At 71.2% G+C, this 21,761-nt stretch carries 15 protein-coding genes and 1 pseudogene; 15 read left to right on the top strand and 1 reads right to left on the bottom strand.

The window, feature by feature from the left end; all coding sequences use genetic code 11:
• Positions 1 to 55: 55 nt before the first annotated feature.
• From ssd to ACFVV1_RS28735, 7 genes and pseudogenes are all read left to right on the top strand, one after another.
• A complete protein-coding gene (ssd, locus tag ACFVV1_RS28765) occupies positions 56 to 1,156 on the top strand; it encodes a septum site-determining protein Ssd (protein WP_389994977.1) in 1,101 nt (366 codons plus the stop codon).
• Positions 1,153 to 2,302: pseudogene (locus tag ACFVV1_RS28760) on the top strand (TadA family conjugal transfer-associated ATPase). Before ssd ends, ACFVV1_RS28760 begins: the two are co-directional and overlap by 4 nt.
• Entirely contained in the window at positions 2,299 to 3,180 is an 882-nt protein-coding gene (locus ACFVV1_RS28755; protein ID WP_389994896.1) for a type II secretion system F family protein, read from the top strand. Before ACFVV1_RS28760 ends, ACFVV1_RS28755 begins: the two are co-directional and overlap by 4 nt.
• Complete coding sequence (locus tag ACFVV1_RS28750) at positions 3,177 to 3,971, top strand: type II secretion system F family protein (protein WP_389994893.1); 795 nt, start codon at positions 3,177 to 3,179, stop codon at positions 3,969 to 3,971. The genes ACFVV1_RS28755 and ACFVV1_RS28750 overlap by 4 nt, the downstream gene beginning before the upstream one ends.
• Positions 3,972 to 4,029: 58 nt before the next feature.
• Complete coding sequence (locus ACFVV1_RS28745) at positions 4,030 to 4,230, top strand: DUF4244 domain-containing protein (protein ID WP_389994890.1); 201 nt, start codon at positions 4,030 to 4,032, stop codon at positions 4,228 to 4,230.
• A 73-nt stretch (positions 4,231 to 4,303) separates the two neighbouring features.
• Positions 4,304 to 4,633, top strand: a complete 330-nt coding sequence (locus tag ACFVV1_RS28740; RefSeq protein ID WP_389994887.1) for a TadE family type IV pilus minor pilin — start codon at positions 4,304 to 4,306, stop codon at positions 4,631 to 4,633.
• Entirely contained in the window at positions 4,630 to 5,163 is a 534-nt protein-coding gene (locus ACFVV1_RS28735) for an Rv3654c family TadE-like protein (protein WP_389994884.1), read from the top strand. The genes ACFVV1_RS28740 and ACFVV1_RS28735 overlap by 4 nt, the downstream gene beginning before the upstream one ends.
• Here the strand turns inward: ACFVV1_RS28735 and ACFVV1_RS28730 are convergent.
• Complete coding sequence (locus ACFVV1_RS28730) at positions 5,045 to 7,582, bottom strand: DEAD/DEAH box helicase (RefSeq protein WP_389994881.1); 2,538 nt, start codon at positions 7,580 to 7,582, stop codon at positions 5,045 to 5,047. The two genes, ACFVV1_RS28735 and ACFVV1_RS28730, sit on opposite strands and share 119 nt — an antisense overlap.
• 78 nt (positions 7,583 to 7,660) lie before the next feature.
• On the opposite strand from ACFVV1_RS28730, the gene ACFVV1_RS28725 reads away from it, so the two are divergent.
• The 8 genes from ACFVV1_RS28725 (at position 7,661) to tmk (ending at position 21,666) form a co-directional block, all read left to right on the top strand.
• Positions 7,661 to 8,014 (top strand): STAS domain-containing protein, encoded by a 354-nt coding sequence (locus tag ACFVV1_RS28725; protein ID WP_003967428.1) that lies wholly within the window; start codon positions 7,661 to 7,663, stop codon positions 8,012 to 8,014.
• A 525-nt stretch (positions 8,015 to 8,539) separates the two neighbouring features.
• The gene (locus ACFVV1_RS28720) at positions 8,540 to 9,016 is read left to right on the top strand and encodes an ATP-binding protein (RefSeq protein WP_389994878.1); all 477 of its coding nucleotides are present in this window, start codon (positions 8,540 to 8,542) and stop codon (positions 9,014 to 9,016) included.
• A 307-nt stretch (positions 9,017 to 9,323) separates the two neighbouring features.
• On the top strand, positions 9,324 to 11,774 hold the full coding sequence (locus tag ACFVV1_RS28715; RefSeq protein ID WP_389994875.1) for a sodium-translocating pyrophosphatase: 2,451 nt from the start codon (positions 9,324 to 9,326) through the stop codon (positions 11,772 to 11,774).
• Positions 11,775 to 12,117: 343 nt separating this feature from the next.
• Positions 12,118 to 12,741, top strand: a complete 624-nt coding sequence (locus tag ACFVV1_RS28710; protein ID WP_389994872.1) for a small secreted protein — start codon at positions 12,118 to 12,120, stop codon at positions 12,739 to 12,741.
• 137 nt (positions 12,742 to 12,878) lie between these two features.
• Complete coding sequence (locus tag ACFVV1_RS28705; RefSeq protein WP_389994869.1) at positions 12,879 to 14,393, top strand: methyltransferase; 1,515 nt, start codon at positions 12,879 to 12,881, stop codon at positions 14,391 to 14,393.
• A gap of 369 nt (positions 14,394 to 14,762) precedes the next feature.
• A complete protein-coding gene (locus tag ACFVV1_RS28700; RefSeq protein WP_389994866.1) occupies positions 14,763 to 14,960 on the top strand; it encodes a hypothetical protein in 198 nt (65 codons plus the stop codon).
• Positions 14,961 to 15,300: 340 nt separating this feature from the next.
• Positions 15,301 to 18,186 carry a type I DNA topoisomerase gene (gene topA, locus ACFVV1_RS28695; protein ID WP_389994863.1) on the top strand — a complete coding sequence of 962 codons (2,886 nt, stop codon included), beginning with the start codon at positions 15,301 to 15,303 and terminating at the stop codon, positions 18,184 to 18,186.
• Positions 18,187 to 18,483: 297 nt separating this feature from the next.
• Positions 18,484 to 21,666, top strand: coding sequence for a dTMP kinase (gene tmk / locus ACFVV1_RS28690; protein WP_389994861.1), 3,183 nt, complete (start codon positions 18,484 to 18,486; stop codon positions 21,664 to 21,666).
• The last annotated feature ends 95 nt before the right edge of the window (positions 21,667 to 21,761 follow it).

Genomic DNA, 21,761 nt, shown 5'->3' with positions numbered 1-21,761 from the left:
AAGGTGCAGTGAGAAGGGGGTGGGGATCGTGGCTGAATCCAACGCACGGGATCGTCTGCCGAGCGCCGAAGTGCGGCGGGGCGGACCGCTGATCGTGACCGAGGATGTGGAACTCCTCGACGATCTGCTGCGGCTGTGCGCTGCCGCCGGAGCGGAACCGGAAGTTCATCACTCGCTGCCCGAGCGCAGAGGCAGCTGGGAGCAGGCCCCGATGGTTCTCGTGGGCGACGACGCCGCCCAGCGGTGCCGCGGGGTGGCGCGCAGGCGTGGTGTGATGCTCGTCGGCCGGGACCAGGATGTCCCGGACGTCTGGCGCCGCGCCGTGGAGATCGGGGCCGAATATGTGCTGAGGCTGCCCGACTCTGAGGGTTGGCTCGTCGACCAGATCGCCAATGCGGCGGAAGGTGTGGGTCGGCCGGCGCTCACCGTCGGGGTGATCGGCGGGCGGGGCGGCTCCGGCGCGTCCACACTGGCCTGCGCCCTCGCGGTGACGGCGGCCAGGGCCGGGCGGCGGACCATGCTGATCGATGGTGACCCGCTCGGCGGGGGCATCGATGTGCTGCTCGGAGGCGAGCGGACCGAGGGAATGAGGTGGCCGGATTTCGCCCATTCCAAGGGGCGGGTCGGCGGAGGCGCGCTGGAGGAGTCGCTGCCCGCACTGCACGGTTTGCGGGTGCTCAGCTGGGGCCGCGACGACTGGGTGGTGATCCCGCCGCCGGCCATACAGGCTGTGCTGGCCGCCGCGCGCAGGCTCGGCGGGGTGGTCGTCGTCGATCTGCCGCGCCGGGTCGACGAGGCGGTCGCCGAGGCGCTCGCACAGCTGGACCTCGGGCTGTTGGTGGTCCCCGGGGAGCTTCGAGCGGTCGCGGCGGCGAAGCGGGTGGCGTCGATGGCCGGAATGGTCCTGGACGACCTGCGGGTGGTGGCGCGCGGTCCGTACGCGGCGGGCCTCGACGAACGGTGGGTAGCACAAGCGCTTGGGCTGCCGCTTGCTGGTGAACTCCCGCTCGACGCCGGGCTGCTGGCGGCCCAGGACGGCGGGGCACCGCCCGGCGGCAGTGCGCGCGGTCCACTGGCCAGGTTCTGCACGGCCTTCTGGGAGCGGGCGCTCGTCCCGGAGGGCGTTGGGAACCGCACCGCTGGGGGTGCGTCATGACGGAGAAGCTGCTCGACGCCGTACGGCAGCGGCTGGCGCAGAGCGGCGCGGCGCCGACCCCGGCCGGGGTCGCGGCCGCGCTGCGTGCCCAGGGGCGGCTGCTCGGCGATGCCGAAGTGCTCGGTGCGGCCGATGAGTTGCGCGGCGAGCTGGTCGGGACCGGGGTGCTGGAACCGCTACTTTCCGACCCCGCGGTGACGGATGTGCTGGTCTGTGCGCCGGATCGGGTGTGGGTGGACCGGGGCGGCGGGCTCGAACTCACCGGGGTGACGTTCCCGGACGCTGCCGCGGTGCGCAGGCTGGCGCAGCGGCTGGCGGCCGTGGCGGGGCGGCGGCTCGACGACGCCCGGCCCTGGGTGGACGCACGGCTTCCGGACGGCACCCGTATGCACGCCGTGCTGCCGCCGGTGTCCGTCGGCTCGACGTGTCTGTCGCTGCGGGTGGTACGCCCCAGGGCCTTCTCGCTGACGGAACTGGTCGCGGCTGGGACGGTGCCACCGGGCGGCGACCGGGTGCTGCGGGCCCTGGTGGACGCCCGGGTCTCGTATCTGATCAGCGGGGGGACGGGAGCAGGGAAGACGACCCTCCTGTCGAGTCTGCTGGGTGCGGTCGGGGAGCGTGAGCGCATCGTGCTCGCCGAGGATTCGGCGGAGCTGCGGCCGGACCATCCGCACGTGGTGCGTCTGGAGTCGCGCCCCGCCAATCAGGAGGGGGGCGGGCCGGGTGACCCTTCGGGACCTGGTGCGGCAGGCGCTGCGGATGCGGCCCGACCGGCTGGTCGTCGGGGAGGTGCGGGGTGCCGAGGTCACCGAACTGCTGGCCGCGCTGAATACCGGACACGAGGGCGGCTGCGGGACGGTTCACGCCAATGCTGCCGAGCACGTCCCAGCCCGCCTTGAGGCGCTGGGGACGGCGGCGGGGCTGGACCGGACGGCACTTCACAGCCAGTTGGCGGCGGCGCTGTCGGTGGTGGTCCATCTCGTACGGGACCGGGCCGGGCAGCGGCGGATCGCCGAGGTGCAGGTCCTGGAGCGGGACACGGCCGGGCTGGTGGTGACCGTGCCGGCGCTGCGCTGGGGCGCCGGCGGATTCGTGCGGGAGCGGGGCTGGGAGCGGCTGCGGTCGCTGATCGGGGGCGCGCTGTGAGCGGCGGTGCGACGCCGGGGCTGTCGGCGGGTGCGGGCTGCGCGGCGGCCTTGTGCGTCGCGGTGGCGGCCTGGTTGGCAGTGGCGCAGGACCAGGGGCGGCGGAGAGCCCGGGTGCTGTTCGTCGACGGCGTGGTGGAGTCGCCACTGCGCGCGCGCTGGGAGTGGATTCGGGCGTGGTTCCAGGCGCGGTTGCGGGAGCGGCGGGAATGGCTCTGTCTGCCGGTGGCGCTGGCCATCGCTGTGCTGGGGGAGTCGGTGCTTCCGGTGCTGGCCGGGGCGGTCGCGGTGCCGCTGGTGCGGCGGTGGCTGCGGAAACAGGCCCTGACGCGGGAGCGGGAACGCCGCGCCGATGGGGTGGTGGCGCTGTGCGGCGCAGTCGTGGGTGATTTGCGGGCCGGACACGAGCCGGGGCAGGCGCTGCTCGTCGCTGTCCGCGGGACCGGGGTGATGGGAGCGGCGGAGGCCGGTGTGTCCGCTGCGGCGCGGTTCGGTGGCGATGTGCCGGGGGCGCTCGGGCAGGCGGCACGGGAGCCGGGTCTGGACGGGCTTGCCGGGGTTGCGGCCTGCTGGCGGGTGGCGGTGGACGGCGGGGCCGGGCTCGCGGCGGGGCTGGACCGTCTGGAGGGCGCGCTGCGGTCCGAGCGACGCAGACGCGAGGAGTTACGGGCCCAACTGGCGGGTGCCTGGTCGACGGTGGCCGTGCTCGCGCTGCTGCCGGTGCTTGGGCTGGGACTGGGTGCGGCGCTCGGAGCAGATCCGCTGGGGGTGCTGCTGCACACGCCGGCCGGGCTGGTCTGTCTGGTGGCAGGTGGGTTGCTGGAGGCTGCCGGGCTCTGCTGGGCCGGACGGATCGTACGGGCGGGGGAGGCGGCATGAACGGGGTCATCGGCGAAGCCGCCTACCTGGTGGCGGCGGTGTGGGCGGTTCTGGGCGTGGTCCTGTATCTGGCTCTCGTCCTGTCGGGGCGGCGGCGGAGGCGGCTGGTACGCCGTCGGGGTGCGGTGCTGATGGCGATCGGCGCGGAGAAGCCCCGGCCCGGGCGCGCGGTTTCCGGCAGGGCAGCCAAGGAGTGGATCGCGCCGCTGGGGGCTGTGGCGACGGGCGTGGTCCTGGTCGGCGGCCTGTTGGGGTGCGTGGCCGGGCTGGCGGGGGCGTACGGCGCCCGGCGGTGGCAGCGGGCCCGGCGCAGCGGCGAACAGGGTGCCGGCGCTGCGGAGACGGCTGAGGTCGTACGTCAACTCCCGCTGGCAGCAGATCTCTTGGCGGCCTGCATTTCGGCCGGAGCCGGGCCCCGGGAGGCGGCGGAGGCGGTGGGGGAGTCGCTGGGCGGGCCGGTCGGCGTGCGTCTGGCACGGACGGCGGCGGAGATCCGGCTCGGCGGTGAACCGGCGGTGGCCTGGGGGCGGTTCGGGGAGATACCGGGCGCCGGTGCGCTGTCCCGTTGCCTGGACCGGGCGGGATCGACCGGAGCTCCGGCGGCGGAGCCGGTGGCGCGGCTTGCCGAGGCGATGCGGGCAGAGCGGGCGAGCGCGGCTGTGGCGCGTGCCCAGCGGGCAGGCGTGCTGATCACCGCACCGGTCGGACTCTGTTTTCTGCCTGCGTTCCTGGCGGTCGGGGTGGCGCCGGTAGTGATCGGGCTGGCGACCGGCCTGCTTCACTCCGGCTGAATGAAAAGCACTGATAAGTCTCTATTCAGTATTAATTACATATTTCGCGGGGGTTGAAATGGTGCAGCGAATCAGGGGCTGGGTGCGGAGCATGGTGCGCCGAGTCCGGTCGGACAACGGAATGACGACGTCCGAATACGCGGTGGGGACGATCGCGGCCTGTGCGTTCGCGGCGGTGCTCTACAAGGTGGTGACCAGCCAGCCGGTCATGTCCGCGCTGCAGTCACTGCTGAAGGACGCACTTGATGCGAAGTTCTAGGAACGGTTCTGGGGCGTGCGCCGGGGGCCGTTCGGGGACTGCGGGCGCGGGCGCGGGCGGGGACCGGGGTGCGGTGACGGCGGAAGCGGCCATGGCGATTCCGGTACTGGTGGTGTTCGCCCTGGCCTTGGTCTGGGCGCTGATGGCCGCCTCCGCCCAGATCCGGTGCGTGGACGCGGCCAGGGCGGGGGCGAGGGCTGCGGCCCGTTCGGAACCGGAGCCGCAGGTGCTGGAAGCCGCCCGTTCGGCGGCACCCGGCGGGGCTGAAATCGCGATGGAGCGGGCCGGGGAGTTGTGGCGGGTGAGGGTGGCGGCGCCCACGCCCGGACTCGGCCCGCTGGCCCTGACGCTTCATGCGGAGACGGCGGCACTGGCCGAGGACACGGTGGGGGTGACGCCATGACCGGGATGGGACGCGGTGCCGCGAGGGCTGCGACCGGGTGGCTCCACGTACGTGGATCCTGTGGCCCCGGTCGCGGACGGAGCCGGGGCCGAGACCCGGACCAGGGCCTGGCCGACCGGGACAGGGGGCTGGCGACGGTGTGGGTGGCGATGACCACGGCTACCTTGTGTGCGGTGTTCGCTGTCGTGCTGGCGCTCGGACAGGTGGTGGCCGCTCGGCACCGGGCCGGCGCAGCGGCTGACCTGGCGGCTCTGGCCGCGGCCGACCGGGCCCTGCAAGGGTCCAAGGAGGCATGCGGGGCGGCCGAGGAGGTGGCCGCGGCACAGGGGGCCGTGGTGGTCCGGTGCGTGGTGCGAGGAGAGATCGCCGATGTGACGGCCCGGGTGCGTTTCGGGCCGTACGAACCGGCGGTCAGGTCCCGGGCAGGGCCTCCGGTGGCTGTTCCCGACTCTCCGGAGCCGTCGCCTCCGACGACTCCGGACGGTCCGGCTCCCCAGGCTCCGGCGGAGCACATCGGAGAAGCTCGCTGAGGAGACGCACGGCGCCGCGTTTGTGCAGTGGATCGTTGCCGTTGCCGCACTTGGGGGATTGGATGCAGGACGGGCAGCCGGCCTCGCATTCGCAGGACGCGATGGCCTGGCGGGTCGCGGTCAGCCATGCGCGGGCGGTGTGGAAGGCCCGCTCGGCGAATCCGGCGCCGCCCGGATGCCCGTCGTACACGAAGACCGTGGGCAGGAGAGTGTCCGGGTGCAACGGTACGGAGACGCCACCGATGTCCCATCGGTCGCAGGTGGCGAAGAGCGGCAGCATCCCGATCGAAGCGTGCTCCGCGGCGTGCAGGGCGCCGCCGAGGATCTCCGGGTTGATGCGGGCGGCGTCGAGCTGATCCTGCGTGACGGTCCACCACACGGCGCGCGTGCGCAGAGTGCGGGGCGGCAGATCCAGCTTGGTCTCGCCGAGGACCTCGCCGGTGATCAGTTTGCGACGCAGGAAGGAGACGACCTGGTTGGTGACTTCCACGGAGCCGTAGCAGAGCCGCCCGTCGCCCCATGGGATCTCGGTGTCGGTCTCCAGGACGGCGATGGCGGTGGTGTCGCGGGCGGTCGTCGAGTACGGCGGGTTGGCCTCTTCGACCAGGGCCACCGAATCCTCCAGATCCAGCTTCCGGACCAGATAGGTGCGGCCCTGGTGGAGATGGACGGCGCCTTCATGGACGGCGGTGTGCGAGGCAGCCTCGTCGACGGTGCCCAGCAGCCGGCCGGTGCGCTCCTCGACGATCTGGACGGGGCGGCCGCCCTCGCCCCGGATGTCGGTGAGATCGGCGGCGCGCTCGCGGCGCGTCCAGTGCCAGCCCGACGTCCGTCTGCGCAGCAGCTTCGCGGCTTCCAGCTGCGGCAGCAGTTCGGCCACGGCCGGGCCGAAGAGCTCCAGATCGGCTTCGGTGAGCGGCAGCTCCGCAGCGGCGGCGCACAGGTGCGGGGCGAGGACGTACGGGTTGTCCGGGTCGAGGACGGTCGACTCGACGGGCTGCTGGAACAGCGCCTCGGGATGGTGGACGAGGAAGGTGTCCAGCGGGTCGTCGCGGGCGACCAGGACGGCCAGTGCGCCCTGGCCGGAGCGTCCGGCGCGTCCCGCCTGCTGCCACAGCGACGCCCTGGTGCCCGGATAGCCGGCGATGACGACGGCGTCGAGGCCGGACACGTCCACGCCGAGTTCGAGGGCGGTGGTGGCGGCAAGGCCGAGCAGTCGGCCGGAGTGCAGGGCGCGCTCCAGGGCGCGGCGTTCCTCGGGGAGATAGCCCCCGCGGTAGGCGGCGACCCGGGCGGGCAGGGAGCGGTCCACCTCGGCGAGGCGTTCCTTGGCGATGACGGAGATCAGCTCGGCGCCGCGCCGGGAGCGTACGAAGGCGACCGAGCGGACGCCCTGGACGGTCAGATCGGTGAGGAGATCGGCGGTCTCGGCGGTGGCGGTACGGCGGACGGGCGCGCCCTTCTCACCGTGCAGCTCGGTCAGGGGCGGCTCCCACAGGGCGAAGACCAGCTCGCCGCGCGGCGAGGCGTCGTCGGCGACCTCCTTGACCGGGAGACCGGTGAGGCGGCCCGCCGCGACGGCGGGCTCCGCCGCGGTGGCCGAGGCCAGGAGGAAGACCGGATCCGCTCCGTAGCGGGCGCACAGGCGGCGCAGCCTGCGTACCACCTGGGCGACGTGGGAGCCGAAGACACCGCGGTAGGTGTGGCACTCGTCGATGACGACAAAGCGCAGGGCGCGCAGGAAGGAGGACCAGCGGGGGTGGGACGGGAGTATCCCGCGGTGCAGCATGTCGGGATTGGTCAGGACGTAGTTGGCGTACTGGCGCACCCATTCGCGTTCCTCGACGGGGGTGTCGCCGTCGTAGACCGCAGGCCTGATGGCGTTGCCGAGCGGTGCCGCGAGCTCCTTCACCGCACGCCTCTGATCGGCGGCCAGGGCCTTGGTGGGGGCGAGATACAGGGCCGTCGCGCCACGGCCGTTCGGGGCCTCGGAGCCGTCGAGCAGGGCGGTGAGTACCGGGGCGAGGTACGCGAGCGACTTACCGGAAGCCGTGCCTGTGGCGATGATCACGGACTCGCCGTCCAGGGCGTGCTCGGCGGCGGCGGCCTGGTGCGCCCACGGATGGCCGATTCCGGCCTTCTGGATCGCGGCGATCACTTCTGGCCGGATGCGATCGGGCCAGATGGCATGGGTTCCCGTGCGCGGGGGCAAGTGCTCCGTATGAGTGATGCGCGCGGACCGGCCCGCCACTGCGGCGAGCCGGTCGAGGACCATGGCGGGAGAGGGGCGGGAGTCCCTGTTCTCGGCTGGTCGACTGGGGCGGTGATTCTTGGCCATCGGCACCGAGTGTGTCACTGGCGTGACGGACAATGGTCCCAAGGCGTCGTGCATGGCTGCTGGTAAGTGATTGAATGCCATCGCGGCTGGCGATCCGTCCCCTGGCTCCGCCGGGGAGACCGAGGGGCGACCGCTCGATAGCAAGGTGCTGGAGGATCCGTGGACCTGTCCTTGTCGACTCGCAATGTGTCCGGCCCTGGTGGCGACCGTACGGTCGTCGAGGTCGGTGGCGAGATTGATGTGTATACCGCGCCCAAGCTGCGCGAGCAGTTGGTCGAGTTGGTGAATGACGGCAGCTACCACCTGGTTGTCGACATGGAAGGCGTCGATTTCCTCGACTCCACCGGCCTCGGCGTGCTCGTGGGCGGCCTGAAGCGTGTCCGGGCCCATGAGGGCTCGCTGCGCCTGGTCTGCAACCAGGAGCGCATTCTCAAGATCTTCCGGATCACTGGTCTGACCAAGGTGTTCCCGATTCACACCACGGTCGACGAGGCCGTTGCGGCCACCGACTGACGGCCGGTCCGCGGTCGGTCCGCGGTCCGACCAGCGGTGGGTGTACCGGCAGCCGTGACCGGCGGCCGGTGCCGCGCAGGTGGCCTGGATGGCCGGTTGCCGCAGTCAGGCAGTCGGTGCCGGTGGCCGGGAGACTGGGCAGCCAGTGCTCCGGTTGCTGGGCAGCTGATCGGCGGCCGGTCGGTTGTCGGTCGGCCGGCCGGCGGGTGGTCGGTTGCCTGCCGACCGGTCGTCTGGCGGGCGGTCAGTCGCTTGTCGGTCGGCTGTCGGCTGTTCGGTCGCTCGGGTGGCCCGTCCGCCGGTCGGCAGACGGACCGGACGTCAGTGGGCCGGCTGTCCGGCGCCGCCGATCAGATCGGTCGGCCGTCGGGTTCGTCGGTTCCGGAAGAAGTTCGGAAGAAATCCGGAAGCAGTCCGAAATGAACGCGAAGAGAAGACCGGAAGAAGACCCGAAGAAGAGCCGGGGTATCCGGGCAGCGTGCCCGGGCCGCCGGGATGCACGCCCGTACGTCTGAGGGGGATCCCATGGCCACCGTTGAACTCCGCTTCAGTGCCCAGCCCGAACACGTCAGGACGGCCCGTCTCGTGGCAGCCGCCGTGGCGCGCCGGGCGGGGGTCGATGAAGCCGTGCTCGACGAGGTCAGACTCGCCGTCGGTGAAGCCTGCAGCCGCGCAGTCGGGCTGCACCGCAGTCATGGCATCGCCGCTCCCGTCTCGGTCGTCCTGATCGAGGAGGAGAAGTCCTTCTCGATCGAGGTCGGCGACGAGGTGCCAGGGCCGGGCGCCGAACCTGAGCCCGGCGGGTCCGCCGAGGCCCCCGCGACACGCGGCGCCACGCCCGGCGTGGGGCTCGATGGGCCGGATTACGACGCCGACGGCGAGGACGAGATGGGTCTCGCGGTCATCAGCGGCCTCGTCGACGATGTGGAAGTCAGATCGGGGGCCAACGGCGGAGTGATCCGCATGAGCTGGCCGAAGACGCCAGTGACGGTGCTTCCCTGAGGCTCTGCAGCCATCACGGGCGGTCCGCCGGTCCCGATCCTGTCGGATTCCTCCCCCGAACCATCCCCGACCCATTTCTTGATCCGTCTTTTGAGGCCCTGCTGAGCAGGGCCTTTTTTCATTTCTATGTGATCATTGATCTACGGAAAATGCGCCTGCCCCATTACTGCATTCGGGTCGATCTGTGGGCACGATCATTTACCGATCCGCTCGAGAAGGTCAATTACATTTACCGCGCACTGTTTTGATCGGCTTCCGCTCCTTACAATCCGTCCACGTCTTGAGCGCTGAGCGTCAAGGAGGACGTATGGCGGAGTTCTTCAACACCCCACTGGCAGGACTGACGCAAGATTCCGCACTTTCCACCCCTTCCGGCCGGCCCGCATCTCTCGCGGCCGCGGTGCTCACCGATGACGATCGCGTCATCGTGGTCGCCGTCGCGGCCGTTGCTGTAGCCGCGCTGGTCGTCGCCCGACTGCTGGTGCGTCAGGTGCTGGCGGCCGGTGAGGGCACCGACCGTATGAAGGAGATCGCGGCAGCTGTCCAGGAAGGCGCGAATGCCTATCTGGCCCGGCAGCTGCGCACCGTCGGCATCTTTGCCGTCGTGGTCTTCTTCCTGCTTCTGCTGCTTCCGGCCGACAACTGGTCGCAGCGCGCGGGCCGTTCGTTGTTCTTCCTGGTGGGTGCGCTTTTCTCGGCGACCACCGGATACATCGGGATGCGGCTCGCCGTACGCAGCAATGTCCGTGTGGCCGCTGCCGCGCGGGAGGCGACGCCCGCGGAGGGTGAACCCGAAAAAGATCTCACTGCCGTTTCGCACAAGGCGATGAAGATCGCTTTTCGCACGGGCGGCGTGGTCGGCATGATCACCGTGGGTCTCGGTCTGCTCGGGGCTTCCTGTGTCGTCCTCGCCTATGCCGCCGACGCTCCGAAGGTGCTGGAGGGCTTCGGCCTCGGTGCTGCGCTGATCGCGATGTTCATGAGGGTCGGCGGCGGCATCTTCACCAAGGCCGCGGACGTCGGCGCCGACCTCGTCGGCAAGGTGGAGCAGGGCATCCCGGAGGACGATCCGCGCAACGCCGCCACCATCGCCGACAACGTGGGCGACAACGTCGGCGACTGTGCGGGCATGGCCGCCGACCTCTTCGAGTCGTACGCCGTGACGCTCGTCGCCGCGCTCATCCTCGGCAAGGCCGCCTTCGGCGACGCCGGACTGGCCTTTCCGCTGATCGTTCCGGCGATCGGCGTGGTCACCGCGATGATCGGGATCTTCGCGGTCGCCCCGCGGCGCGCCGACCGCAGCGGAATGACCGCCATCAACCGTGGATTCTTCATCTCCGCGGTGATCTCGCTCGTCCTGGTCGGCGTGGGCGTCTTCGTCTATCTGCCGTCCTCGTACGCGGATCTGCACGGTGTCACCGACAGCGCCGTCACCTCGCACGGCGGTGACCCACGGGTCTTCGCCCTGATCGCCGTCGCCATCGGCATCGTGCTGGCCGCCCTGATCCAGCAGCTGACCGGCTACTTCACCGAGACCGGCCGGCGCCCCGTCAGGGACATCGGCAAGTCTTCGCTGACCGGTCCGGCCACCGTCGTACTCGCCGGTATCTCCATCGGTCTGGAGTCCGCCGTCTACACGGCGCTGCTGATCGGCCTGGGCGTCTACGGGGCGTTCCTGCTCGGCGGTACGTCGATCATGCTGGCGCTCTTCGCGGTGGCCCTGGCAGGGACCGGACTGCTCACCACCGTCGGTGTCATCGTCGCCATGGACACCTTCGGCCCGGTCTCCGACAACGCGCAGGGCATCGCGGAGATGTCCGGCGACGTCACCGGCGCCGGCGCGCAGGTCCTCACCGACCTGGACGCCGTCGGCAACACCACCAAGGCCATCACCAAGGGCATCGCCATCGCCACGGCCGTACTGGCGGCCTCGGCGCTCTTCGGTTCGTATCGCGACGCGATCGCCACCGCCGTCGACGACGTGGGGGCCAAGGCCGGGGAGATGACCCTCAGCCTGGACATCTCGCAGCCCAATAACCTGGTGGGCCTGATCCTCGGTGCCGCGGTCGTCTTCCTCTTCTCCGGGCTGGCGATCAACGCGGTGTCCCGGTCCGCCGGATCCGTGGTCTACGAGGTGCGACGGCAGTTCAGCGAGCACCCCGGGATCATGGACTACAGCGAGAAGCCGGAGTACGGACGCGTCGTCGACATCTGCACCAAGGACGCCCTGCGCGAGCTCGCCACGCCCGGCCTGCTCGCGGTCCTGGCGCCGATCGCCGTCGGGTTCACGCTCGGTGTCGGGGCACTCGGTTCGTATCTCGCGGGCGCCATCGGCACCGGCACGCTGATGGCGGTCTTCCTCGCCAACTCCGGTGGCGCGTGGGACAACGCCAAGAAGCTCGTCGAGGACGGCCATTACGGCGGCAAGGGCAGTGAGGCCCATGCCGCGACCGTCATCGGTGACACGATCGGCGACCCGTTCAAGGACACTGCGGGACCGGCGATCAACCCGCTGCTCAAGGTGATGAACCTGGTCGCGCTGCTCATTGCCCCGGCGGTGGTGCAGTTCAGTTACGGGCAGGACGCGAGCGCCGGTGTGCGGGCGGCGGTCGCGGTGCTGGCCATCGTCGTCATCATCGGCGCCGTCTACGTCTCCAAGCGGCGCGGGGTCGCCGTGGGGGACGAGGAGGGCCCCGGTGACGGGGCCGGGGGCGGAGGCAGGCCCGCCGAGTCGCCCGGAGAGGCGGCGGTTTCGTGAGGCGGTGACGGGAAGAGGGTGGTGGGGCGGTGGTACGTAGCCGCCCTCGGCCCATGACCGGGCGGGCGACGCACTCTGATGTGTCGTCCGCCCGCGGTCCATTCGGTTGCCCGGCGGCGGGGCGCCGGGCAAGACGCCCGTCGGCAGCCCCGTCCGGGTGCTTGCTCGTGCAGGTGTTCACCCGTCCGGAGGGCTGTGGAGAGCCGCGTGGGTGAGTTGTATCTCCCTCATTTCCCTTGGTGCAAATGGCTACAAAAGGCCTCTCATCGGACGCCCGGCACCCGGATGGAGGGCGCCCGACGTGTAAGTTCCGGGGCCGAGAGCCTTGGAAGGGACCGATCCGGTGAACAAGAAGCTTGCGGCCGCGCTGTCCGGCGGTGCGGTACTGGTACTTACGCTGTCGGGCTGCAGCAGCGACGACAACAGCGACAAGGTGAACGACTGGGCCAAGACCGTCTGCGACAAGGTCCAGCCCCAGCTCCAGAAGATCGCGAACGCCAACGCCGCCATCCAGCAGCAGACCGCGGACAACAGCAAGCCCGCCGACGTCCAGAAGACCGACTCGGCCGCCTTCCAGCAGATCTCGCAGGCGTACAAGGCTCTGGGCGCGGCTGTCGATTCGGCGGGCGCGCCGCCGGTCGACGGTGGCGAGACCACGCAGAAGGAGGCCGTGAAGGAGCTGAACGCCTCCTCCGCGGCGTACGCGAACCTGGAGAAGAAGGTCGACGCCCTCGACACGAAGGACCAGGCGAAGTTCGCCGACGGCCTCAAGGGCATCGCGGACGAGCTGAACAAGATCAGCACCAGTGGTGACGAGGCCCTGAGGAAGCTCCAGTCCGGCGAGGTCGGCACCGCGATGGCGAAGCAGAAGGGCTGCCAGAAGCCGACGGCCTCGGTGGCGCCGAACACCGCCTCCCCGAAGCCGGGCGCCCCGGCGCCGTCCGCTTCGCCCAGCAAGAAGCCGTAACCGGACGGCCGCGGCAGTTGTAGCTGATGCGGCAGGCGCGGCGGGTGTAGCGATTGCAGCCGTTGTGCGTACGGCCCGGCGGCCCCGGTGGGCGCCGGGCCGCTGCCGTTGTCAGTGGGAGCGGCCACAATGAGGGGGTGAGTACGACCAGTCTCCCCGCGCCCGACCGTTCGCCCCGGCTCCGTGAAGCCCTGCTCGCCGCCGCCTTCACCGCCGACGGGCTCCTCGACCTGCTCGGTGCCCCCGCCTACGCCGCGCTCGCCCGCAGCGAGACGGTCCCGGCACTGCGGGCCACCCGGGGCGATTCCCCGCTCGACACACTGGTGCGGCTCTTCCTGCTCCAGCACCCGGTCCCGTACGAGCGGGCCCGCGCCGCGCTCCCCCTGGCCGAGTGCGTCGAGGACGGCTGGGTGACCCACACCGCCGGCGAAGTACGGGCCACGGTCGACGTGCGGCCGTACGGCGGGCCAGAAGGGCAGGACTGGTACATCGTCTCCGACCTGGGGTGTGCGGTCGGCGGCGCGGGCGGCATCGGCTCAGGCGAGGAGGGCGTGGTCCTCGGAGTCGGCGGGGCGTCCACCACGCTCGCGGGCATCACCGTCCGTACACCAGTCGCCTCCGCGCTCGACGTCGGTACGGGCTCCGGCATCCAGGCGCTGCACGCCTCGCAGCACGCCACCCGGGTCACCGCCACCGACCTCAACCCGCGAGCGCTGGACTTCACCCGGCTGACGCTCGCCCTCTCCGGCGTCGCCCCGGCCGATCTGCGTCAGGGCTCCCTGTACGAGCCGGTCGGCACGGAGACGTACGACCTGATCGTTTCCAACCCGCCGTTCGTCATCTCGCCCGGTGCCCGCCTCACCTACCGCGACGGCGGCATGGGCGGCGACGACCTGTGCCGGACCCTGGTGCAGCAGGCGGGCGACCGGTTGAACGAAGGCGGATACGCCCACTTTCTTGCCAACTGGCAGCACATCGAGGGCGAGGAGTGGCAGACCCGGCTGAGTTCCTGGGTGCCGCACGGCTGTGATGCCTGGATCGTGCAGCGCGAGGTCCAGGACGTCACGCAGTACGCGGAGCTGTGGCTGCGCGACAGCGGCGACCACCGCACGGACCCCGCCGAGTACGCCGCGCGGTACGACGCCTGGCTGGACGAGTTCGAGGCCCGCAAGACCAAGGGCGTGGGCTTCGGCTGGGTCACCCTGCGGAAGTCCGCCGCGGCTGCCGCCGGGAATCCGTCCGTCGTGATCGAGGAGTGGCCGCACGCGGTGGAGCAGCCGCTCGGACCCGCCGTCCAGGCCCACTTCGTCCGTCAGGACTACCTCCGCGAACAGGATGACGCGGCGCTCCTGGCCGGGCATTTCACCCTCGCCGCCGAGGTCGTGCAGGAACAGGTCGGGCTCCCGGGCGCGGAGGACCCCGAGCACGTGGTGCTCCGTCAGAACCGTGGCATGCGGCGTGCGACGAAGGTCGACGCCGTCGGCGCCGGCTTCGCGGGCGTGTGCGACGGGACGCTGCCCGCGGGCCGGATCCTGGACGCGATCGCCCAGTTGATGAACGAGGACCCGGTGCTGCTGCGCGACCGCACTCCGCAGGCGATCCGGCTACTGGTGGAGGAGGGCTTCCTGGAGCCGGTGCCGTCGACGAGTTGATCGGCTTGTTCGAGTTGATCGAGCCGATCACGTTGCCGTGATCCCGGGCCCGGCGGCTGCCTCCCCTGCTGTCGCACCCTTTGGCGGACTCCGTCACCGGGCTCCGCTCCAGTTCGGGCGCGTACTGCGTTACGTATTGAACGGGCTCGCCATCAGCGCCTTCACGTTCACCGTCGCCGGTCCGTCGCGGAGGCTGTGGATTCCGGTTGGCTCACCGGGCCGGTGTCGCCCCCGGCCCCAGGCCCCGAGCTTGCGGGGTGGGTGAATCCGGCCATTCACCCGAGGTTCGCGTCCACGACGCCCTGGGGTGGCAGCCTCCCTCGGGACCGGCACGGATCCGGCCGGGCAGGGAATGGGAGGCGTACGGACATGGAGAGCGGACCTGCGGTCTTCGCCGGAACGGCATTCGCGCTGTTCGGCGCCGCGCTGCTGCTGTGGACGGGGGCGCGCGTGCTGCACCGTGCGCCGGTGGCACACGGAGTGAGCCCTATCGCTTCCGTCGCTCTCGCCACTGTGTTCGGCGTACTTTTTCTCGTCCTCGGTGTGTGGTGCTTCACTCGTATCTGATCCACTTTCCACCGGATCCGGCCCCGAGGGCCTCGGCAGCCATGGCGGGGAGGCGAAAAACACGCCCGGGGCGCCCGGGTGCCCGACGCCGGAAGTCCCGCTCCCCAGTGCCGCCACACCACTCGGAAACCCGCAGGCAGCGGCCGTGTCCACAGGGGAGCGGGTGGTCCGGGCGGCAGGAATGGCGGAAGTCGGGTTACCGTTCGAGTGGCCGTTGCGGGCTTTTGCCGTTTGACACGGGGGCGGGTTGTACCGTCACACTCCGCAGCGACAGCACCGTCGGCAGCGTCATCGCGCTGCCCGGATGCCCACTGAGTGTCGACCGGAGAGAAGAGCGAAGTTGTCCCCGACCAGCGAGACCGCACAGGGCGGCCGCCGACTCGTCATCGTCGAGTCGCCTGCCAAGGCGAAGACGATCAAGGGCTACCTCGGCCCCGGATACGTCGTCGAGGCGAGCGTCGGGCACATCCGCGACCTGCCGAACGGCGCCGCAGAGGTCCCCGACGAGTACACCGGCGAGGTCCGTCGGCTCGGCGTTGACGTCGAGCATGACTTCCAGCCCATCTATGTCGTCAACGCGGACAAGAAGGCGCAGGTCAGGAAGCTCAAGCAGCTGCTGGCCGAGTCCGACGAACTCTTCCTCGCCACCGATGAGGACCGCGAGGGCGAAGCCATCGCGTGGCACCTGCAGGAAGTTCTGAAGCCCAAGGTCCCGGTCCACCGGATGGTCTTCCACGAGATCACCAGGGACGCGATCCGGGAGGCGGTGGCCAACCCGCGCGAGCTCAATCAGCGCATGGTCGACGCCCAGGAGACCCGCCGTATCCTCGACCGTCTCTACGGCTACGAGGTCTCGCCCGTCCTGTGGAAGAAGGTCATGCCGCGCTTGTCGGCCGGCCGCGTCCAGTCCGTGGCGACCCGTCTCGTCGTCGAGCGGGAGCGCGAGCGCATCGCCTTCCGCTCCGCCGAGTACTGGGACCTGACCGGCACCTTCGCCACCGGCCGCACCGGTGACGCCTCCGACCCGTCGGCCCTCACCGCCCGCCTCAGCGCGGTTGACGGCCGCCGGATCGCCCAGGGCCGTGACTTCGGTCCGGACGGGCAGCTGAAGTCCGGCTCCGGCCAGACGCTGCACCTGGACGAGACGAACGCCCGCGCCCTGGCCGCCGCGCTCGCCGATGCCACGTTCTCCGTACGGTCCGTCGAGTCGAAGCCGTACCGCCGCTCCCCGTACGCCCCGTTCCGGACGACGACCCTCCAGCAGGAGGCGAGCCGGAAGCTGGGCTTCGGAGCCAAGGCCACCATGCAGGTCGCGCAGAAGCTGTACGAGAACGGCTTCATCACCTACATGCGTACTGACTCCACGACTCTCTCCGACACCGCGATCTCCGCGGCGAGGGCGCAGGTCACGCAGCTGTACGGCGCCGACTACCTGCCGGACAAGCCGCGTACGTACGCCGGGAAGGTCAAGAACGCGCAGGAGGCGCACGAGGCGATCCGCCCCTCCGGCGACCGCTTCCGCACCCCTGCCGAGACCAACCTCACCGGCGACCAGTTCCGGCTCTACGAGCTGATCTGGAAGCGGACCGTCGCCTCCCAGATGAAGGACGCGGTCGGCAACTCCGTCACCGTCAAGATCGGCGGCCGGGCGAGCGACGGCCGGGACGCCGAGTTCTCCGCGTCCGGCAAGACCATCACCTTCCACGGCTTCATGAAGGCGTACGTCGAAGGCGCCGACGACCCGAACGCCGAGCTCGACGACCGTGAGCGGCGCCTCCCGCAGGTCGCCGAGGGCGACGCGCTGTCCGCCGAGGAGATCTCGGTCGACGGCCACGCCACCAAGCCGCCGGCCCGTTACACCGAGGCTTCGCTGGTCAAGGAGCTCGAAGAGCGCGAGATCGGCCGCCCGTCGACGTACGCCTCGATCATCGGCACGATCCTGGACCGCGGCTACGTCTTCAAGAAGGGCACGGCCCTGGTGCCGTCCTTCCTCTCCTTCGCCGTGGTCAACCTGCTGGAGAAGCACTTCGGCCGGCTCGTCGACTACGACTTCACCGCGAAGATGGAGGACGATCTCGACCGCATCGCACGGGGCGAGGCCCAGGCCGTGCCGTGGCTGAGGCGCTTCTACTTCGGCGCGGGCGCCGGCGACACGGCCGGAGCGGGCGCGGCCTCCGACGCGGGCAACGGCGACGGCGACCACCTCGGCGGTCTGAAGGAGCTCGTCACCGACCTCGGCGCGATCGACGCGCGGGAGATCTCCTCGTTCGCCGTCGGCAACGACATCAAGCTCCGCGTCGGCCGGTACGGCCCGTACATCGAGCGCGGCGAGAAGGACTCCGAGGGCCACCAGCGCGCGGACGTGCCGGAGGACCTGGCGCCCGACGAGCTGTCCGTCGAGCACGCGGAGGAGTTGCTGGCCAAGCCGAGCGGCGACTTCGAGCTCGGTGCGGACCCGGTCACCGGGCACCAGATCATCGCCAAGGACGGGCGGTACGGCCCGTACGTCACCGAGGTGCTGCCCGAGGGCGCCCCGAAGACCGGCAAGAACGCGGTGAAGCCGCGGACGGCCTCGCTCTTCAAGTCCATGTCGCTGGACACGGTGACGCTGGCCGACGCGCTCAAGCTGATGTCGCTGCCGCGTGTCGTCGGCGAGGACGCCGAGGGCGTCGAGATCACCGCGCAGAACGGCCGATACGGTCCGTACCTGAAGAAGGGCACGGACTCGCGTTCGCTGACCTCCGAGGATCAGCTCTTCGACATCACCCTTGAAGAAGCCCTCGCGATCTACGCCCAGCCCAAGCAGCGCGGCCGCGCCGCCGCGAAGCCGCCGCTGAAGGAACTGGGCACGGACCCGGTGAGCGGGGCTCCGGTCGTGGTCAAGGACGGGCGTTTCGGTGCGTACGTCACCGACGGCGAGACCAACGCGACGCTGCGGACCGACGACAGCGTCGAGACCATCACGCCGGAGCGCGGCTACGAGCTGCTCGCCGAGAAGCGCGCCAAGGCGCCCGCCAAGAAGACGGCGAAGAAGGCCCCGGCCAAGAAGGCGACCGCGAAGAAGACGGCGACCAAGAAGACGACCGCGGCCAAGAAGACGACGGCGGCCAAGAAGACCGCGGCGAAGACGACCACCGCGAAGAAGACGACCACCGCGAAGAAGACGACGGCCGCCAAGAAGACGACTGCGGCGAAGTCGACTGCTGCGGCGACTGTGGAGGACTGACCGTACGACGGGTCCGATCGCCGGAGGGGCTGGGTTTTCCAGCCCCTCCGGCGTTTGCGTGCCGGGGCGGGCGGGGAGTGGGACGGTGCCTGCGCGGGCCGTTCCCCTGCCCGCCCCTTCCCGAACCGGGGCTCTGCCCCGGCCTCCGCTCCTCAAACGCCGGAGGGCTGGAAAGCCACCTCGGTCGCGGGAGAGTCCGGGTACGACCCGTCCATTGCCGGAGGGGCTGGGGCCCCGGGCGCCCATATGTTCGGGCTGGGCCTCCGGGGACCCCTCCGCTCCGGATAGGCTGGGCGGATGACGCGAGCCGAGCAGCCAACGGTCGTGAGCCCCACCTCCGACACACTTGCCGCAGACTCACGCGAGCGCGCCGTACGAGCCCTGTTGCGTGTTCCCCCGCTGAAGCGGTTGTGGAGCGCCCAGCTCGTCGGCAGTATCGGCGATGCACTCGCCCTTCTCGTGCTGGTGCTGATGTCGCTGCAAGCGGCGGTCCTCGAGGGCTCATTCGGAGCCGGGTACCGAGGGGCGGCGTTTGCCGTCGCCGCGGTGTTCGGTGCCCGGATCCTTGCCACCCTGCTCTTCGGAGCCGTACTCCTGGGGCCGCTGACGACGCTCACCGCGCCCGGAGGACCGCTGGACCGGCGGTGGCTGATGATCGGGACGGACGGGCTGCGGCTCGCGCTGCTGGTCGTCGCACCGCTGTGGATCGACTGGATGCCCGACAAGGCGCTCATGATGATCCTCATCACCGTTTTCGTCGTCGGCGCAGCCGAACGCCTGTGGACGGTCGCCAAGGACGGTGCCGCCCCCGCGCTGCTGCCTGCCCCGCCCCCCGAAGGCGCCGCTGTACGTTCGCTGCCCGACCACCTCGACGCACTGCGCCGGCTCTCCGTCCGTACCGACTTCGCCGCCATTCCGGCCGCCGCGGTCGTCCTGCTGATCGCCACGCTCATCGGCAACCTGCTGGGCTCGGGCCTGGAGTGGTTCTCGCTCCACCAGGCGGCCCTCGGCTCGTACGTGGCGGCCGGGCTCTTCTCGGCCTCGATCTCCACCCTGTACTTCCTGGAACTGCCCGGTACGCAGACGCCCCGCCCGCGCTCGCCGCTGGAGGGCCTGCGCCGGCCGTCGGCCGGCAGCGGACCCGGCAAGGGGCGCACCGGAGCCGTACCACTGATCGTCGGCGCCTCGGCCATCGTCGCCGGGGCCATTGCCGCCGCTGCCGCCGTCGCCGTACTGCACGCCGCCGAGCTGGGGGGCGGGCCCGCCACCTTCGCCCTGCTGATCCTCGGCCTGACCGGCGCCACGGGTGTCGGCATCCGTACCGCGGGGAAGGTGCTGCCCGCGCTGTCGCGGCGCCGGCTGCTGGCGCTGGCCATCGCCGTCACCGGCATCGGGCTCCTCGCCATGGGCCTCGTGCCGGACACGGCGACCGTGCTCATGATCGCGGTGCTCGCCGGATACGCGGCGGGTGTCGCCGCCGGCACCGGTCATGTCCTGGTCGACCAGGAGACCGAGGAGTTCCACCGGGCCAGGACCACGGAACACCTCCAGGCCGTCGTACGGGTGCTCATCGCGCTCGGCGCGCTCGCGGGGCCGCTGCTGGCCGCCGCGATCGGCACCCACCGGCTGACCTCCGGCGACTTCGTCTTCGCCCACGGCGGAGCGGCCTTCGCCCTGATGCTGATCGGCGCGCTGCTGCTGCCCGTCGCCGTGATCGTCCTCGCGAAGACGGACGACCGCTCCGGTGTGCCGCTGCGCCGCGATCTGCGCGAGGCGCTGCGCGGCGGCGACCCCGCCGTCGCCCCCGCCGCGACCGGTTTCTTCCTCGCCCTGGAGGGTGGCGACGGCGCCGGCAAGTCCACCCAGGTCGAGGCGCTCGCCGAGTGGATCCGTGCCAAGGGCCACGAGGTCGTCGTCACCCGCGAGCCGGGCGCGACCCCGGTCGGCAAGCGGCTGCGCTCGATCCTGCTCGATGTGTCGTCGGCCGGGCTCTCCAACCGGGCCGAGGCACTGCTGTACGCCGCCGACCGCGCCGAGCACGTCGACTCGGTCGTCCGTCCGGCGCTGGAGCGCGGCGCGATCGTCATCTCCGACCGCTACATCGACTCGTCCGTCGCCTACCAGGGCGCGGGCCGCGATCTCTCCCCGACCGAGATCGCCCGGATCTCGCGGTGGGCGACGAGCGGACTCGTTCCGCATCTGACGGTGCTGCTGGATGTCGCCCCGGAGACCGCGCGGGAACGGTTCACCGAGGCGCCCGACCGGCTGGAGTCCGAGCCGCCCGAGTTCCATGCCCGGGTGCGGTCCGGCTTCCTGACGCTGGCCGCGGCCGACCCGACCCGCTACCTGGTGGTGGACGCGGGCCAGGATCCGGAATCGATCACCACAGTCGTACGCCACCGGCTCGACCAGCTCCTTCCGCTCTCCGAGGCCGAGATCAAGGCCCAGGAGGAAGCGCGCAAGGCCGCCGAGGAGGAGGCCAGGCGCAAGGCCGAGGAAGAGGCGGCCCGCAAGGCCGAGGAGGAGCGGCTGGAGCAAGAGCGGCAGGCACAGCTCGCCAAGCTCCGTGCCGAGGAGGAGGAGCGCAAGCGCCGCGAGCTGGAGGAAGCACGCCGGCGCGAGGCCGAGCGGCAGGCGGAGGAAGCCCGGCAGCGCGCCGAGGAAGCCCGCCGTCTGGCCGAGGAGGAGCGGGTCAGGCGGGAGGCCGAGGAAGCGGCCCACGAGGCCGAGCAGGCCCGGCTGCGCAGGCAGGCCGAGGAGGAGGCCCGGCTGCGCAGGGAGGCCGAGGCGCGACGGCTGGAGAAGCAGCGCAAGGCTGAAGAGGCGCTGTTGCGGGCCGAGGAGGCCCGTCGGCAGGCCGAGGCCGAGGCGGCTGCCGCGGCGGAGTCGGCCCGGGCGGAGGAAGCCGCGTCGGCGTCCGTGCCGGACAACGAGATCACGGTGCCGACTCCGATCGTCAACCCGAACGATGTGACGCAGCCGGTGCCGTCGCCGGCCACCCCGTCCTCGCCCGGGTCCACGCCGTCCGACGAGGCCGAGACGGCGATGATTCCGAAGATCCACGACCGTTCGGGCCGTACCGAGCGCCCTGGTGCGGACGAGACGGCGGTTCTTCCTCCGGTACGGGACGTGCACGACGCTCGGGACACGAATCCGGCGGACCGGGTTCCGCGGGGCATCTTCCGTGACGAGCGCCCGGTAGAACCCGCTCGGGAGAACGAGAACGAGCGCACCCGCGAGCTTCCGCAGATCGGCGATCCGCACGCGGCGGCCCCGCGGCCGGTTCAGGACCACCGGGACGGCCGGGAACGTCCGGAACGCCAGGAACAGGAGGAGCGCCGGGGCCGGCGTCGTCGCCCCGACTGGGCCGAGGAGACTCCGCTGGACGATCTGCCGACGCTGGCGGACGAGCTGCTGGGCGACCACCGTGACGACGAGGGCTCGGGCTCCTCGGGCCGGGGGCGCCGGCCGCGCCGCTGATCGGCAGTCCGGATTCCGGGCAGGCTCGTCCGGCTGCCGGACTGCCGTCCCACCGTGCTGCCGGACTGCCGGACTGCCGGGATTGTCAGACCCGT

The organism is Streptomyces sp. NPDC058092 (genome assembly GCF_042884935.1).
In the GTDB taxonomy this organism is placed as follows: Bacteria; Actinomycetota; Actinomycetes; order Streptomycetales; family Streptomycetaceae; genus Streptomyces.
The sequence above is the reverse complement of the archived record's forward strand: the minus strand, read 5'-3'. Positions and strand labels throughout refer to the sequence as shown.